Origin of the sequence: Phyllobacterium brassicacearum, from assembly GCF_003010955.1 — a bacterium.
GTDB classification, from domain to species: Bacteria; Pseudomonadota; Alphaproteobacteria; order Rhizobiales; family Rhizobiaceae; genus Phyllobacterium; species Phyllobacterium brassicacearum.
The window spans coordinates 115,702-131,328 of the sequence record NZ_PGGO01000087.1 but is presented as its reverse complement, the minus strand read 5'-3'; the positions used below and the strand labels follow the sequence as shown (position 1 = coordinate 131,328).

16 protein-coding genes are annotated in these 15,627 nt (G+C 58.0%); 8 read left to right on the top strand and 8 right to left on the bottom strand.

Annotated elements, in window-relative coordinates; all coding sequences use genetic code 11:
* Nucleotides 1–69 precede the first annotated feature (69 nt).
* The 5 genes from CU102_RS29025 to CU102_RS29005 all read left to right on the top strand — a co-directional run bounded on the left by CU102_RS29025 (nt 70) and on the right by CU102_RS29005 (nt 4,704).
* Nucleotides 70–1,440, top strand: coding sequence for a glutamine synthetase family protein (locus CU102_RS29025; protein ID WP_106714457.1), 1,371 nt, complete (start codon nt 70–72; stop codon nt 1,438–1,440).
* A 34-nt stretch (nt 1,441–1,474) separates the two neighbouring features.
* The gene (locus CU102_RS29020) at nt 1,475–2,860 is read left to right on the top strand and encodes an aldehyde dehydrogenase family protein (RefSeq protein ID WP_106714456.1); all 1,386 of its coding nucleotides are present in this window, start codon (nt 1,475–1,477) and stop codon (nt 2,858–2,860) included.
* A gap of 13 nt (nt 2,861–2,873) precedes the next feature.
* A complete protein-coding gene (locus tag CU102_RS29015) occupies nt 2,874–4,040 on the top strand; it encodes an iron-containing alcohol dehydrogenase (protein ID WP_106714455.1) in 1,167 nt (388 codons plus the stop codon).
* 71 nt (nt 4,041–4,111) lie between these two features.
* Complete coding sequence (locus CU102_RS29010) at nt 4,112–4,324, top strand: AbrB/MazE/SpoVT family DNA-binding domain-containing protein (RefSeq protein ID WP_106714454.1); 213 nt, start codon at nt 4,112–4,114, stop codon at nt 4,322–4,324.
* Nucleotides 4,324–4,704, top strand: a complete 381-nt coding sequence (locus CU102_RS29005) for a type II toxin-antitoxin system VapC family toxin (protein ID WP_106714453.1) — start codon at nt 4,324–4,326, stop codon at nt 4,702–4,704. Before CU102_RS29010 ends, CU102_RS29005 begins: the two co-directional genes overlap by 1 nt.
* A gap of 36 nt (nt 4,705–4,740) precedes the next feature.
* On the opposite strand, the gene CU102_RS29000 is transcribed toward CU102_RS29005, so the two are convergent.
* The 7 genes from CU102_RS29000 to CU102_RS28975 form a co-directional block, all read right to left on the bottom strand.
* Nucleotides 4,741–5,805: an ABC transporter ATP-binding protein gene (locus tag CU102_RS29000; RefSeq protein WP_106714452.1), complete on the bottom strand. Its 1,065-nt coding sequence runs from the start codon at nt 5,803–5,805 to the stop codon at nt 4,741–4,743.
* A complete protein-coding gene (locus CU102_RS29585) occupies nt 5,806–6,033 on the bottom strand; it encodes a hypothetical protein (RefSeq protein ID WP_133624637.1) in 228 nt (75 codons plus the stop codon). It lies immediately after the preceding gene.
* Between the two features lie 57 nt (nt 6,034–6,090).
* Nucleotides 6,091–6,882 carry an ABC transporter permease gene (locus tag CU102_RS28995; RefSeq protein ID WP_106714451.1) on the bottom strand — a complete coding sequence of 264 codons (792 nt, stop codon included), beginning with the start codon at nt 6,880–6,882 and terminating at the stop codon, nt 6,091–6,093.
* Nucleotides 6,879–7,775, bottom strand: a complete 897-nt coding sequence (locus CU102_RS28990; protein ID WP_106714521.1) for an ABC transporter permease — start codon at nt 7,773–7,775, stop codon at nt 6,879–6,881. The genes CU102_RS28995 and CU102_RS28990 overlap by 4 nt, the downstream gene beginning before the upstream one ends.
* Nucleotides 7,776–7,944: 169 nt before the next feature.
* Complete coding sequence (locus CU102_RS28985; protein ID WP_106714450.1) at nt 7,945–9,048, bottom strand: ABC transporter substrate-binding protein; 1,104 nt, start codon at nt 9,046–9,048, stop codon at nt 7,945–7,947.
* A 376-nt stretch (nt 9,049–9,424) separates the two neighbouring features.
* On the bottom strand, nt 9,425–11,014 hold the full coding sequence (locus tag CU102_RS28980; protein ID WP_106714449.1) for a DHA2 family efflux MFS transporter permease subunit: 1,590 nt from the start codon (nt 11,012–11,014) through the stop codon (nt 9,425–9,427).
* A 21-nt stretch (nt 11,015–11,035) separates the two neighbouring features.
* Nucleotides 11,036–12,214: an HlyD family secretion protein gene (locus CU102_RS28975; RefSeq protein WP_106714448.1), complete on the bottom strand. Its 1,179-nt coding sequence runs from the start codon at nt 12,212–12,214 to the stop codon at nt 11,036–11,038.
* Between the two features lie 196 nt (nt 12,215–12,410).
* Between CU102_RS28975 and CU102_RS28970 the strand changes: the two genes are divergently transcribed.
* On the top strand, nt 12,411–13,046 hold the full coding sequence (locus tag CU102_RS28970; RefSeq protein WP_245425647.1) for a TetR/AcrR family transcriptional regulator: 636 nt from the start codon (nt 12,411–12,413) through the stop codon (nt 13,044–13,046).
* A 206-nt stretch (nt 13,047–13,252) separates the two neighbouring features.
* Here CU102_RS28970 and CU102_RS28965 read toward each other — a convergent pair whose 3' ends face one another.
* Complete coding sequence (locus CU102_RS28965; RefSeq protein ID WP_106714446.1) at nt 13,253–13,657, bottom strand: Fur family transcriptional regulator; 405 nt, start codon at nt 13,655–13,657, stop codon at nt 13,253–13,255.
* A gap of 242 nt (nt 13,658–13,899) precedes the next feature.
* Between CU102_RS28965 and aztA the strand changes: the two genes are divergently transcribed.
* A complete protein-coding gene (gene aztA, locus CU102_RS28960) occupies nt 13,900–14,739 on the top strand; it encodes a zinc ABC transporter ATP-binding protein AztA (protein WP_106714445.1) in 840 nt (279 codons plus the stop codon).
* A gap of 3 nt (nt 14,740–14,742) precedes the next feature.
* On the top strand, nt 14,743–15,609 hold the full coding sequence (aztB, locus tag CU102_RS28955; protein ID WP_106714444.1) for a zinc ABC transporter permease AztB: 867 nt from the start codon (nt 14,743–14,745) through the stop codon (nt 15,607–15,609).
* The last annotated feature ends 18 nt before the right edge of the window (nt 15,610–15,627 follow it).

Genomic DNA, 15,627 nt, shown 5'->3' with positions numbered 1-15,627 from the left:
AGGGGCGATCGGTCTGGCGCCGGTCGCCCCTTTTATTTTGACCCAGATTGACCTTTCAAAGGAAAGATTATGCCCGGACACTGGAATTTCGACGAATTGAAGCGCCGCGTGAACAATGGCGAGATTGATACGGTTCTTGCCTGCTTCGTGGACATGCAGGGCCGGCTGATCGGCAAGCGGTTCCACGCCACTTATTTCGTTGAATCCGCCCACGACGAGACCCATGGCTGCAATTACCTGCTCGCCAACGATATCGATATGGAGCCTGTGCCGGGCTACAAGGCTGCTAGCTGGAAACAGGGCTACGGCGATTTCATCATAAAGCCGGACCTTTCGACGATCCGCCATATTCCTTGGCTGGAGAAGTGCGCGCTTGTGCTGTGCGATATTCTCGACCATCACCATCATGAAGATCTGGCGCATTCGCCGCGCAGCATCCTTAAGCGCCAACTGGCCCGGCTGAAGGAACGCGGTTACCTCGCTTACTTTGCCTCGGAGCTCGAATTCTATCTCTTTGACGAGACCTACGAGACCGCCCGTGCCAAGCACTGGAAGGGCATGAATACGGCATCGCCCTACATCCAGGATTATGTGATCCAGATGACCACCAAGGAAGACGCGGTGATGCGCGCCATCCGCAACGGGCTCTTCGATGCCGGTATTCCCGTCGAGAATTCCAAGGGCGAATGGGGACCGGGTCAGGAAGAGATCAATGTCCGCTATGCGGAAGCGCTGGAAATGGCGGACCGCCATGTCGTCATGAAAAACGGCTGCAAGGAAATCGCTACCCAGATGGGCAAGGCGATCACCTTCATGGCGAAGTACGATTATTCGCTGGCCGGAAGCTCCAGCCACGTGCACAACTCCCTGTGGAGCGCTGACGGCAAGACACCGCTGTTCTATGACAAGAAGGCGGAACATACGATGTCGCCATTGATGCGGCAGTGGGTGGCCGGGCAACTGAAATATGCCGACGACTTCACCTATTTTCTCGCGCCCTACATCAATTCCTACAAGCGCTTCCAGGCAGGTACTTTTGCGCCGACGAAGAGTGTCTGGAGTCTTGATAACCGCACCGCCGGTTTCCGTCTCTGCGGCGAGGGCACGAAAGGTATCCGTATCGAATGCCGCATCGGCGGCGCCGATCTCAACCCCTATCTCGCCTTTGCCGGCCTGATTGCATCGGGCCTTGCTGGTATCGATGAGAAGCTGGATCTTGGCCCGCCGTTCCAGGGCGATGCCTATGGCGGTACGCGCCTCAAGGAAATCCCCAAGACGCTGCGCGAAGCGACCGAGACACTGGCACGCTCCAAGATGCTGAAAGAGGCGCTCGGTGAAGACGTGGTTGAGCACTATGTCCACACCGCCAAATGGGAGCAGTTCGAATATGACCGCCGGGTGACCGACTGGGAGTTGCATCGCGGCTTCGAACGGTATTGAAGAACCAAAAGATCAAGAACGCAGAGGTTTTGCCATGACCGAGACGGTCAAACTGATTACCCCGATCGACGGCTCCGTTTATGCGGAACGCCCCATAGCGACCGAAAAGGCGATCGACGCCGCAGTTGAGTCTGCCAGGCAGGCGCAGGCGGACTGGGCCCAGACCAGTATCGCAGAACGGGGCCGTTTATGCCTGGCGGCGCTTGACGCATTGCTAGCCATGAATGACGAGATCGTACCGGAGATCGCCTGGCAGATGGGCCGTCCGGTACGCTATGGCGGCGAAAAAGGCGGCGTGGAAGAACGCACGCGTTACATGGTCAAGATCGCCGAAACGGCGCTGGCTCCCGTCGTCGAAAACGACAAGCCGGGGTTCCGCCGCTATATCAAACACGCACCGCTTGGTGTCGTCATGGTCATCGCGCCTTGGAACTACCCCTATCTCACCGCCGTCAACACAATCATTCCCGCGCTGATGGCCGGTAACAGCGTGATCTTGAAGCACGCGGCGCAAACGTTGCTCGTCGGCGAGCGCTTTGCACAAGCCTTCGAGAAAGCTGGCCTACCGAAAGGCGTATTCCAGAACATCGTCCTCAGCCACGCGCAAACGGAAAAGCTACTGGGTTCCGGCCGTATCGACCATGTGAACTTCACGGGTTCCGTCGGCGGCGGCCGCGCCATCGAGAAAGCAGCGGCGGGGACCTTCATGACGCTGGGCCTCGAGCTTGGAGGCAAGGATCCGGCCTACGTGCTGCCCGACGTTAACCTCGACCATGCTGTTGCCAATCTCGTCGACGGCGCGTTCTTCAATTCCGGCCAATGCTGCTGCGGCATCGAGCGCATCTATGTGCACGAGAACGTCTATGACCGGTTTGTCGATGGGTTCATCGATCTGACGAAGCAATACGTCGTTGGCAATCCGCTCGAGGCGGCAACGACGATGGGGCCGATGGCCCAGACGCGTTTTGCCGATCTCGTGCGCGAGCAGAAGGCCGAAGCCCTGCGCAAGGGTGCCAAGGCACATGTCAATATGAGCGTTACCAATGACAAGGCCGGTTCGCCCTATCTTGCCCCGGAAGTGCTGACCGGTGTCGACCACCAGATGAGTGTCATGCGCGAGGAAAGCTTTGGTCCCATCGTTGGCATCATGAAGGTGCGTAATGACGAGGAGGCCCTGGCGCTGATGAATGACAGCCAGTACGGGCTGACAGCCTCGCTGTGGACAACCGATACCGATCATGCCGCGGCGATTGGCGACCGGATCGAGACCGGCACGGTCTTCATGAACCGCTGCGATTACATTGACCCGGCGCTGGTCTGGACCGGTGTCAAGGAGACGGGTAAGGGCGCTGCCATGTCCGCGATCGGCTATGGCAATTTGACCCGTCCGAAATCTTATCATCTACGCGAAGCAATCTGAGAGACGACCCGACATGAGCAAACTCATTTCCAAATGGAACTATCCGACCACCGTCCGCTTTGGCGCAGGACGCATCAAGGAACTGCCGGAGGTTCTGGAAGCAACGGGCATCAAGAAGCCGCTGTTCGTCACGGACCCCGGTCTCGCCAAGCTGCCTGTGGTGGCGAGCACACTGAAAATACTCGACGACGCCAAGGTGCCCTATGGCGTTTTCTCGGACGTGAAGCCCAATCCGGTGGACTCCAACCTGACCGCCGGCATTGCCGTCTTCAAAAAGGGCAAGCACGATGGCGTCATCGCTTTTGGCGGCGGTTCGGCGCTCGACCTCGGCAAGCTGATCGCCTTCCAAGCTGGCCAGACGCGGCCGGTCTGGGATTTCGAGGATGTTGGCGACTGGTGGAAGCGTGCCAACAGCAATGCCATCGCGCCGATCATCGCCGTGCCGACGACGGCCGGAACGGGTTCCGAAGTCGGCCGCGCCGGGGTCATCACCAATGAGGAAACCCATACGAAGAAGGTGATCTTCCACCCTAAGCTCTTGCCGGCTGTGGTCATCGCCGACCCCGAGCTGTCAGTTGGCATGCCGGCGTTCATCACCGCCGGGACCGGCATGGATGCTCTGGCGCATTGCCTCGAAGCCTACTGCGCGCCGGGCTACCACCCGATGGCGGACGGCATTGCCGTCGAAGGTATCCGGCTTGTGTTCGAGAACCTGCCGAAAGCCTATGCCAACGGCAAGGATTTGACGGCGCGGGCGCATATGATGAGCGCGGCCACTATGGGTGCTGCTGCGTTTCAGAAGGGTCTCGGCGCGATCCACTCGCTGTCGCATCCGATTGGGGCGCTGTATGACACGCATCACGGCATGACCAATGCAGTGTTCATGCCCTATGTATTGGCCTTCAATCGCGAGGCGGTCGACGAGCGCATTGCGCGTCTTGCCAGCTATATCGGCATCAAGGGCGGGTTCAATGGTTTCGCCAAAGCAGTAATCAAGCTGCGCAAGGAGCTGAAAGTGCCGCACACGCTGCCGGGTCTGATCAAAGACCTCGACATGACCAAGAAGCAGAAGGAACTGATTGCCGACATGGCCATCGTCGACCCAACAGCTGGCGGTAATCCGGTGAAGCTGACAAAGAAGGCGGCACTCAAGCTGCTGGATGAGGCGATCGCGGGGTAGTCACTTCCGCGCGCGACAAATGTATGATAATTTCTTACCAATCTTCGATCGATCAAAGATAGGTAAGATTAATGTCAGACACAGCGCGGCTTTCGGAAAAATTCCAGATATCAATCCCTAAAGCCGTGCGCACCGCTCACCAGTGGAAGGCAGGCCAGGAGTTTGCCTTCATTCCAAAGGGGACGGGCGTCCTGCTCGTCCCTGTGCCGATGCCTGCCGAACTGGCAGGCATCGCCAAGGGCGCCAAGGCAGCGCACTATCGTGATCGCAAAGATCGCTTCTGATGCTGCTTGTCGATACGTCCGCCTGGATCGAGTGGCTGATTGCGTCGCCGACCGGCAAGATCATCGAAGGCATGGTTCCCCCGCGTGAGAATTGGCTCGTGCCGACGATCGTACAGCTTGAACTGGCGAAATGGCTTACGCGCGAAGTCGGGGCAGACAAGGCAGATCAGGTGATCGCTTTCACACAGACATGCGTTGTGGCATCGCTCGAAACTCCAATTGCCCTTGCCGCGGCGGAGATATCTGTAAATCACAGGTTGGCCACAGCGGACGCCATCGTCTATGCGACAGCAATGGAGTATCAGGCCGAAGTATTGACCTGCGATGCCCATTTCAAAGACCTGCCAAACGTCAAGTTCGTTGCAAAGATCAAAGCGTGAGGAAGTGTATTACTCACGATCGGCTTGCAACGATTATCAATGCCCCAGGACCAGCAGGTCCTTTGCGCAGAGGCTGACCTTGACGTCTTCGCCAGGTTCCGGCGGCGGGGCGCTCGGATTGTTGAACGTGTCGAAGGACACGGTGTTTTCACCCAGCGATGCGCGGATACGGATGACTGAGCCAAGGAAATGCACGCTGTTGATCTTGCCGTCGAGGGTGGTCTCGCGCTTGTCAGTGGCTTCGCCGAGGCTGACGGCTTCGGGGCGCACGGCGAGGGCGATCTTGTCTCCAGCCTTGTGACCGTTGAGCCGCGGCCCGATCGTAACGTCCTTGCCGTCGACGGTGATCACACCGGCTCCAGCATCGCGGACCGTCGCATCGAGCGTATTGAGCGTGCCGACGAAGGACGCCACAAACCGCGAGGCCGGTTGATTGTAAATCTCGAACGGTGCACCGACCTGTTCGGCGCGGCCTTCATACATGACGACAATGCGATCGGAGATCGAGAGAGCTTCTTCCTGGTCGTGGGTGACGAAAATCGTCGTGATACCGAGCTTGCGCTGGATCGCGCGGATTTCCTCGCGCAGCGAAACACGGATCTTTGCATCGAGCGCCGAAAGCGGTTCGTCCAAAAGGAGGACCTGTGGCTTGGTGGCAAGCGCGCGGGCAAGCGCCACGCGCTGCTGCTGACCGCCCGACAACTGGTAAGGGAAGCGTTCGGCGAGATGGTCGAGCTTGATCAGCGACAGCATCTCATGAACGGTTGCATCGATTTCGGCCTGTGGTTTCTTGGCGACCTTGAGCCCGAAGGCAACATTTTGCGCAACCGTCATATTGGGGAACAGTGCATAGGCCTGGAACACCATGCCGATATTGCGCTGGTTCGGCTTGAGATTGACAACGTCCTTGCCGCCAATGCTGATCTGGCCGGAACTCGGTGTTTCGAAGCCGGCGACCATGCGCAAGACAGTTGTCTTGCCGCAGCCGCTCGGCCCGAGAAAGGAGATGAACTCACCCTTCTCGATGTCCAGATTGAAATCATGAACGACGGTTGTTGCCCCGAAGCTCTTTTTCAAATGGCTGATGCTGAGAAATGACATTTAGAGCCCTTTCCGGCCATATTGGCCGTATTCTGTTTCTCGTCTGACGAGACAATCCGCGCGGAAGGTGGCGAGGCCGATGCGGGACATCGGACGAAGTCGCCTGACAAAGCGGGTGTCCGTCAGCCGGAAACCCGAAGGGACGGGGCATGTTGCGCCAATATCGGCGCAAAACCACTCGCCCGCACGCAATGTGCGGGTCTTCGTGTCTTTGCTTGATCTTGTCACAACATGCCTCCGTCAGAATAGGTCAATATGGTCGAAAAGGGCTCTCAGTTTCCAAGTCTATCGCTTGGTCGCGGCGAGTGATTTGTTGAGGCGGGTGATGACCTGGATCAGGCCCATGCAGACCCAGGTGATGGCGAATGCGATCACGGAGAGCGCTGCAGGCTCATAGGCCCGGTTCGCACCCATCAGCTGCAGGAATGGGCCAAATGCCGGCCGGTTAAGCAGCGCCGCCATGGTGAACTCGCCGATGACAATGGCGAAGGTCAGAAAAGCGCCGGACAGAACCGCAACGAGCACATTGGGCAGAATGATGCGCGACATGATGGTAATGCGGCTCGCCCCGAGGCTTTCAGCGGCTTCGGTCATTGTACGGATGTCGATGGCGCCAAGACCTGTATCGACGGCGCGGTACATATAGGGCAACGCCAGCGTCGTATAGCCGAGGCAGAGCAGAATGTTCGTTCCCATCGCTGATCCAGTCAGCGGCAGGATCGACGAGGTGTTGTAGAGCCGGATATAGCCAAACACGATGACGATTGCTGGGATGACCAGCGGCAGCAGGGTGATGAATTCGATGAAGGGCCGCCAGGCAGGCAGCCTCAACCGCACCCAATAGGCAGTAGGAACGACCAGAAGGACACCGACAATGATGGTGGCAATTGCCAACACGACGGAATAGGCAAATGTCGCCTGAAATCCGGGATCGCTGAGCACGACCCAATAGGCATCAAGGGAATAGACACCGCGCCGCATGCGCAAAGAAAATTCGAGGAGACCCAGCAGCGGCAGTACGAAATAGACAATGCCGAAGGCGAGAGCGATCCAGGACCAGATGCGATTTGTCTTCATTTGAGCCACCGTTCACTGCGGGCGCGCATCCAGATGTAAATGCCGTTCGACACCCCGGTGATCACGATCATGCCGAAGGCGAGCGCATAGCCAAGCTGCGGATCCTGCAGCACGTCTCCCCGGATCTGGGCATAGAGAACGATCGGGACGATGCTGAGGGACGACCCGGTAAGAGCGTAGGCAGTTGCAATCGCGCCGAAGGAATTGGCAAACAGCAAGAGAATGGTGCCAAGCAGAGCAGGCCACAGGATCGGGAAGGCGACCATGCGCCAATATTGCGGGCCTGTCGCGCCAAGGATGAGTGCTGCTTCCTTCCACTCCCGCTTGAGGCCGTCCAGCGCCGGAGTGATGATGAGGACCATCAGGGGAATCTGGAAGTACAGATAGGTGAGGGTCAGGCCCCAGAAGCTCAGCAGATTGAAGCCGTGAGCGTAAAGATTGAAGCCGAAAATATTCGTCAGCAGATAGGTAACGAGGCCGGTGCGTCCAAGTGTGAACAGGAAGGCATAGGCCAACGGAACGCCCGCGAAATTCGATGCGACACCGGAAAAGGTCATCAGCGGCGAGCGGATCCAATTGGGCAGCCCACCCAACGTAACGGCAGCAGCAATGGCGAAGCCGATTGCCGCGCCCAAAAGCGCCGAGGCCAGGGAGATCTTGATGGATATCCAGTACGCGTCGCGGATTGAGGGCTGGAAAAGATTGATCATGTTGGCGAGGGTCAGATTGCCCTGCGCATCCTGAAAGGCACCCGCGACAAGGTAGATTGTCGGCAAGACCAGGAACATGATGGCGAATATCATAAACGGCATGACGCCGAGCCAGTCGAGCGAAAGGCGTTTACGCTCAGTCAACGGAACTGGAGATGTGCTTGGCTGTGAAATGACGCTCATGGATGTCGACACCGCGTTCTTGGGTACAGTATAGCCGCTGCCTCACAATACGCGAAGCAAACAAGGCCGACACAGATTTTCTTCAACTCGTCGCGCCTACAAAGCTGCGCCAAATGCTGACGAAATCATATCCCCGCGGCAAGAACCGCGGGGATATGTCCGTCAGGATTTACTGGACGTTGGCGCCAACGACCTTGTCCCAGCCCTTGGTGATGGCGTCCTTGGCGGCTGCCTGTTCATCAAGTGTCGGGAAGAAAGCCTTCTCGTAGGCTGCTGCTGGCGGAAGCTTGTCGAGGAGCTCCTTCGGCACCTTGTTGTTCTTCACCAGATCCTGGAAGCGTGCAGGATGGCAATAGCCCTTCAGGTAGCCGATCTGACCTTCGTCGGAGTAGAGGTATTCTATCCAGAGCTTGGCAGCGTTCGGATGCGGTGCATAGGCGCTGATGGCCTGAACATAGACACCGGCGAGAACGCCCGACGCAGGCACGACGACTTCAACCGGCGGATTGCCCTTGAGTGTGTCGCGACCGGAAAGCGCATTGTAGTCCCAGGTGATGATGATCGGGGTTGCACCCTGTGCCAACGTACCGGACTTGCCGATGACCGGTACAAAATTGCCGGCCTTGTTCAGATCGCCGAAGAATTTCAGACCGGCTTCACCGGCTTCGGTGCCTGCCTTGGCACCCGCCGCGGCACCAGCGGCCTGAACGGCGAGAATGGCCTGGTTGGATGCGCGCGGATCGCCGGCAAGTGCAACGCTGTTGGCATACTCCGGCTTGAGCAGGTCGGCCCAATCCTTCGGGATGTTCTTGACGATATCGGTGTTCACCTCAAGCGCCATAACGCCATAATAGTCACCGTACCAATGGCCTTCTGCGTCCTTGACATTCTCCGGGATCGAATCCCAGGTAGAGACCTTGTACGGCATTGTCAGGCCGTCTTTCTTGGCATCAGGGCCGAAAGAGAAGCCGACATCGATGACATCCGGTGCCTGCGGGCCCTTATTGTCTTTGTTCGCCTTTATCGCTTCAACTTCGTCCTTGGAACCGGCATCCGGGTTCAATTCGTTGACTTCGAGGCCATATTTTGCCTTGAAACCAGCGATAATGTCGCCGTATCCGCACCAGTCATGCGGCAAGGCGATCGTTGTGAGCGAGCCTTCCTTCTTCGCTGCTTCGACCAGCTCGGCTGGCGCATCAGCAAATGAAATCGTTGTGCCTGTGAACAGCAGTGCAGTCGACAGTGCAAGCAAGCGTTTTGAGTAACCTACCATTTTAACACCCCTTCTTAAGCGATACGTCATTGGCTCTGTTTCGACGTTCCAGCATCCCGATATAGGTGTCTCGTGTCAGTTGGATGACAGACCGATGACGGGGTCGTGAACGTCGTTTTCCTGAGCAGTGGAAGGGAGTGAACCACTTTTTTCGTGGCTTAGCAATTCGACGAAGGCGCGATTTTTAAGTGTTTTCTGCGGGTTGCGAAATGGCAGGCCGCTCGTGGAAGCGCTTAAAGATAAGGTGTTTGGCTCTGTTCCTTCGGACGCGGCCGCAAGACGTCAGGCGAACGCCGGCGACCAGATGCCGCGCGCTCAACAATTAATGGTTATGGGGCTAAACTCTTTGAGCTAGATCGCGGGTAGAGACGGCCAGTTAGTGGCCGCCACCACCCCCGGAGGCCGGAGCTCCCGGCTTGCGCATCAGAATGGCAAAGACCGCAAGCGAGGCAAACAGCAATGTCAGGATGTAGAACACATCCATGAACGACAGCAGCGAGGCCTGCTGGTGCACCATGCCCGAGATCTTGCTTAGGGCGGTTGTGGGCCCATCAAGGCCATGCGACGCGAAGTTCTTACTCATCGTCGCCATCATATCCTCCGCCTCCGGATTGCCCCAACGGACATTCTCGGAGAGCTGTGCATAATGGAGGGCGCCGCGATCGGTCAGGATCTGGTTGATCACGGCCAACCCAACCGCGCCGCCAAGGTTGCGCATGAGGTTGAACAGACCGGAGGCATTCTTCAGCCGCGCAGGCGGCAGCGTACCAAGCGCCAGATTGTTGATTGGCACCATGCACAGCATCAGCGAGACACCGCGGAAGATCTGCGGAACCAGAAGTTCGTTGAAATCCCAGTCGGCCGTCAGGTTCGTCATGGTCCATGTCCCGGCGGCAAAACCAATAAACCCGATCATGATCATGATCCGCGGGTCCATGCGACCGGACAGGAAGCCGGCTACGGGGGCGGTGAGGAACATGCACAGGCCACTAACGAACAAGGCTTCGCCGATCATCAGGGCATCGTAACCCCTGATCTGGCCGAGATAGACGGGATAGATATAGGTCAGGCCATAGAGACCGATGCCGAGGACGAAAGAGAAAGCCGAGCCAAAGGCAAAATTCAGGTTCTTGAATGCGTAAAGGTCGACGATCGGCTGTTCCGCCGTGAAGGCGCGATAGAAGAAAGTAAGCCCGCCAACGACCATGACGATGCTGCAGTAATAGACCGCGTGGTCCTGCAGCCAGTCGTTGCGCGGGCCCTCTTCCAGCACATACTCAAGCGAGCCGAGGAACGCTGCCATGGCGGCGAGACCCCACCAGTCGAACTTGTTGAGGAGCGAGCGGTCGCCCTTGTCGAAATCGATCAGGTTCCACGCGGCAATCGCCACGGCAATGCCGGGAATGACGTTGACGAGGAACAGCCAGTGCCAGGAAAAGGCGTTGCTGAGATAGCCGCCGACGGTCGGTCCGATTGTCGGAGCAAGCGTGGCAACGAGGCCGATCATCGGAGAGACGATCGTGCGTTTGGAGGGCGGGAAGATCGTGAAAGCCGCCGCGAAGACGCTCGGGATCATGCCGCCTCCGATAAAGCCCTGGATGGCGCGGTAGACGATCATCTGGTCGATGTTCGTTGCCGTGGCGCACAGGATGCTGGCGGCGGTGAAGCCCGCCGCGGAGACCGAGAAAAGAATACGCGTCGATACGAGCCGTCCGAGGAAGCCTGACAGCGGGATCATGATGACTTCGGCGATCAGGTAGGAGGTCTGGACCCAGGAAATCTCGTCAGAACTTGCGCTCAAACCTGCCTGGATCTCGGCAAGCGACGCCGAGACAATCTGGATATCGAGAATGGCCATGAACATGCCGAAGACCATCGCCAGGAAGGCGATGGCTTTCTTCGGATCGATATGCTCTTCCGGAACGGCAGGAGCTGCCGGTCCTCCGATGGTGGTGGCGTTCGACATGATCTTCGGCCTATCCAGGGTTTATTTGGCTGGTGTCGTGCGCGTGTCGATGTCTACAACGACGCTGAGGCCAGCCTGCAACTTGCCGCTCGCCAGGGCGTCGGCGGGCAGGGCGATGCGAACCGGTACACGCTGGACAACCTTGGTGAAGTTACCCGTCGCGTTTTCCGGGGGGAGCAACGAGAACACTGCGCCCGACGCAGGAGCGACCGAGGCAACCGTGCCTTCAAACGTATCGCCTGACATCGCGTCGACCTCAATTCGGACCTTCTGGCCTACGGCGATGTCACGCAGCTGCGTTTCCTTGTAGTTCGCGTCGATATAGAGCGCGTTTACGGGAACGAGGGCTGCGAGGCGCTGGCCGGGGCTCACGAGGTCGCCCTTCTTGGCGGCAAGATTGCCGATCACGCCATCGACCGGTGCGCGGATAACGGTGAAACCGAGATCGCGGGCTGCCTTGTCCTTGGCAAGCTCAAGCGAAGCGATGGAGCCTTCGGCTTCCTTGTATTGGGCCTCGAGCACGCCGACATTGGCAACGGCGGCGGCGATCTGTGCATCGGCGGAGGCTATATTGGCCTTCGCCTGATCGAGAGCCGCAGTTGCATCATCAAGTTGAGACTGCGATGCGAAGCTTGTCGCATGGAGCTGTTTGGCGCGCACAGACCCTGCCTGCGCATTGGTCAAGACGGCTTGCGCGTTGAGCTTGCCGGCCTGCGCCTGCTGCAGCGAAGCCTTGGCGGCAACGATCTGCGCGTTGATGCGGTCGAGTGAGAGCTTTTCCGTCGCGATTTGGGCCTCAGCTTGCTCTTCGGCAATCCTGTAGTCACCATTATCCAGCGTTACCAGGGGATCGCCCGCTTTCACGCGCTGGTTGGCAACCACGTCGATCGCATCGATATAGCCAGTGACCTTTGGTGCAATCGCCGTGATATCGCCCTGTATATAGGCGTCGTCAGTCGAAACCATGAAGCGGCCGGTCGTCCACCATTCGTGGCCGTACCAGGCGCCTGCGCCAACGGCTGCTATAACCAAGACGGGCAGCACGAAGCGCTTTGCGGAACGCTTGGGCGGTGCAGGCGTATTGGTTATAATATCGGGTTGCGGCGCTTCAGTTTTTGCTGGTGCTTCAGCCTTTGAAGCAGGAGCCGGGGCTGGAAACTGACGGATCTCAGCTTCATTCGTTGCTTTCGACGCGGACATGGGGTGGCTCTTTCTAAAGGACTTCACTCATAAAGTGATTAAACCAATCGGTTCGATCGTTGACATAGCGCAAATGAGAGCGCATATCAAGTGGATCGAACCGATTGGTTCGAAAAGATTCAAAAAAAGGAAACTGCGCTAAATGTCATCTGCGAGGCCATCCGTTATGTCATCAACGGCAACAACAGATGTTGAAATGACAGAGGCTGATCGCCCGAGCCGGTTGGCGGCTGGCCAGGATCCGGCGAAGCGCCAGCAGATACTTGAGGGTGCCAACCGCGTTTTTTCGCAGATGGGCTTTGACGCCGCGAGCATGAACGACATCACGCGTGAGGCGGGCGTATCCAAAGGCACTATCTACGTTTATTTCGACAGCAAGGAAGAGCTCTTTCTGGAGCTCTGCAACCATTTTCGCGAGATCCTGTTCGCCGATATCTACCACGCGCTGGAAAGCGATGGAGATCTTCGCGAGGCGCTGATCGAGTTCGGCGTAGCCTTGGCAGGCGTCATCACGTCCGACGTGGTCGTTCGCGCACAGCGTGTGGTGATCGGTGTTGCCGAGCGCATGCCCTCGATGAGCCGCGATTTCTACGAACGGGGCCCGAAGCGTGGTCAGGCTCTCATGCGCGCGCTGATCGACCGGCACGTGGCTGCTGGCAGGCTTGACATCGAAGACACGGAGCTTGCCACCTACCAGCTGGCGGACCTCTTCATGTCGGGCATGTTCAAGAAGCGTTTGTTCGGTTGCATGGAGCAACCGCCGTCGAAGGAACTGATCCGGAAGACGGTTACAGCTGGTGTCGATGTATTCCTGAAAGCGTATCAGCGCTGAGAGCCCGTTTTGAAACTCTACTGCGGCGGTCATCTGACGCGGTTTTCTGCGCTTCCGGTGCTCACGTACTCTAAGTACGTTCCGCTCCGGTTTTCGTAAATCACGCCATGTGCCTCGCCGCAGCGACTTTCCAATCGGGCCCTGCAAGACTCCGCAAATCGCCGGCTGACGCATCAGTGACGAGTTGCACTGTCTCTGAAATCCGGTCAGGCGTTGCCGCAATTGGCGCAGACGCCTCTGATCTCGATGGTCGTCTTGGACTGCTTGAAGCCGTGGCTCGTGGTCCAGTCGCGTACGCGGTCGGTGATGATATCGTCCGAGAACTCCGAGACCTGACCGCACTTGTCGCAAATGGCAAATGCGATCATGCCGTGGCTGTGGTTATGTTCGTGCGGATGCGAACAGGCGACGAAAGCATTGATGCTCTCGAGCCGGTGAATCATGCCGTAGTCGAGCAGTTTATCGAGAGCACGATAGACCTGAAGCGGGGCCCGGAAGCCGTCACCGCGCAACTGATCAAGGATCGTATAGGCGCTGAGCGGACCATCGGCCCGAGCCAATGCATTGAAAACCAGCGATTGGTTCTTGGTCAGCTCCTGGGTTGATGTCATGCCTTATGCGCTCCTAGAGCTTTGTTCTACGCAATTCCGGACGCAAAACCGGTTCCCACTTTTGCTGGAATTGCTTTAGGTGTTGGACAAGACATAGGAAAGTTTTGGCTTTTCCGCCAGTGGATACGATATTTTTGGACGTTCCCAAATTCGCCATTGTTGACTAATGTAATAACATCACATATCGAAATGGCAAGCTGTGACAACCGAGTGGCGGTTGCATTTCGGGATGCGGAAGTTTGATGATTGAAACATGCCTCACCTTTAACGATCTGACGCTGGGCTATCATCGCCACCCGGCCGTTCATCATTTGAGCGGTAGTATCAAGCGCGGATCGCTGACCGCGGTGGTGGGTTCCAACGGCTCAGGCAAGTCGACGCTCATGAAGGGCATTGTCGGCGTCCTGAAGCCGATGTCAGGTTCGTGCACCGTCGAAAAAGGCGTCCGCATCGCGTATCTGCCCCAGCAATCTGAACTGGACCGGTCGTTTCCAGCGCGTGTGATCGATCTGGTATCGCTCGGCCTTTGGCCAAAGCGCGGCTTGCTTGGGCGCTTCACGTCCGATGACCGCGACAAGGTATCGAAGGCGCTGATGAGTGTCGGGCTGGCCGGCTTCGAAAATCGTCCGATCGATACCCTGTCCGGGGGGCAGTTGCAGCGCGCCCTGTTTGCAAGGGTGCTGGTGCAAGACGCAGATCTGATCCTGCTTGACGAGCCCTTCAATGCGATCGATGCCAAGACCGTCGGTGATCTGATCGAACTGATCAAGCGCTGGCACGGCGAAAAGCGGACGATCATGGTCGTCGTCCATGATCTGCATCTGGTGCGGGAACATTTCCCCGAAACCCTGCTTTTGGCACGCAAGCCGATTGCGTGGGGCGACTCACGCGAGACCTTGCGTCCGGAGAATCTGTTGCATGCGCGGCAGTTCCACGAGGCATGGGAAGAGGGCGCGCCCTGGTGCGAGGACGACGTCGCCCATTCAACGCACCATGATCATCACGATCATTCGCACGCGCATCATCATCACGGCGACGACCACGGCGGACCCCAGAACGGCGTGAGCAAGGGCGCGGCTTGATCCATGTATGATTTCCTGATTGCCCCCTTTGTTGACTACAGTTTCATGCAGCGCGCGCTCCTCGGCTCACTGGCGCTTGCGCTTGGATCCTGTCCGGTCGGCGTATTTCTGATGTTGCGGCGCATGAGCTTGACCGGCGATGCGATGGCGCATGCGATCCTGCCGGGTGCGGCCGTGGGTTTTCTGCTCTACGGCCTGCAGATCGTGCCGATGACCATCGGCGGATTGATCGCGGGTGTCGTTGTTGCACTCGGGGCGGGGGCGGTGTCCCGCTTCACCATCCAGAAGGAAGACGCTTCAATGGCGGCTTTCTATCTCATTTCCCTGGCGCTGGGTGTTTTGATTGTTTCCTTGCGCGGATCGAATATCGATCTGATGCATGTGCTTTTCGGAACTGTTCTTGCCCTCAACAACGAGGCGTTGAGCCTCATTGCCATGATCTCGGCGATCAGTGTTGTGACCCTGGCGATCTTCTGGCGCGGCCTCGTTGCGGAGTGTCTCGACCCACTGTTCCTGCGCTCGGTCAGCCGTATCGGAACGCCTGTCCATTTCATCTTCCTGGCTCTGGTGGTGATCAATCTCGTCGGCGGCTTCCAGGCGCTAGGCACTTTGCTCGCGGTCGGGCTGATGATGCTCCCGGCTGCCGCCGCCCGGTTCTGGACTGTGCGGGTGGGACCCATGTGCGCACTGGCTATTGTTATCGGCTGCTTCTCTTGCGTCGGCGGCCTGCTCATCTCCTATCATTTTTCCGTGCCATCGGGGCCAGCTATAATCCTCTCCGCCGGCGCGATCTATCTTTGCTCAATCCTCCTTGGCTCACGCGGTGTCATCAACACGCGCCTGCGCCCGCATCGTCACAGAACAGCCTAATAATCGAAAGGAACCGCC